This is a genomic window from Vibrio sp. 1978 (assembly GCF_033344345.1).
The window spans coordinates 1-630 of record NZ_JAWPOP010000626.1; the positions used below are offsets into that span (position 1 = coordinate 1).

The window sequence follows — 630 nt, forward strand, 5'->3', positions numbered from 1 at the left end:
CCGCTCTAAGAGCGGGATATTTTGGAACGAACACTAGACGACCGGTCTAATCTATAAGTGAGATAAACATGACTAACGCAACCAATCGCAGAACCGTCCTAGCATCACGCCCGCATGGTGCTCCTACAACTGAAAACTTTCGCCTAGAAGAAGTAGCAAAACCTGTTCCACAGGCAGGAGAAATGCTGCTGAGAACGGTTTACCTCTCTCTAGATCCATACATGCGCGGTCGCATGAGCGATGCAGAATCTTATGCAGAACCAGTAGCGCTAGACGATGTGATGATTGGCGGCACCGTTTGTCAGGTAGAAGCATCCAACCACCCGGACTATGAAGCGGGTGAATGGGTACTTGCGTACACCGTGGGTTGGCAAGACTACGCAATTTCTACCGGAGAGATGGTGATTAAATTAGGCAAAGAGCCACAAAACCCATCATACGCTCTGGGTGTTGCTGGCATGCCTGGCTTTACCGCATACATGGGGTTGTTGGATATTGGCCAGCCAAAACCAGGTGAAACCATTGTAGTTGCTGCGGCAACGGGCCCTGTCGGCGCGACAGTTGGTCAAATCGGTAAAATCAAAGGCTGCCGCGTAGTTGGTATCGCCGGTGGCGAAGAAAAATGTCGCT

The 630-nt window shown here is 50.8% G+C and carries 1 pseudogene; it reads left to right on the top strand.

The window, feature by feature from the left end:
- Nucleotides 1-68: 68 nt before the first annotated feature.
- Nucleotides 69-630 (top strand): annotated as a pseudogene (locus tag R8N49_RS28210) (NADP-dependent oxidoreductase); the annotation flags it as partial.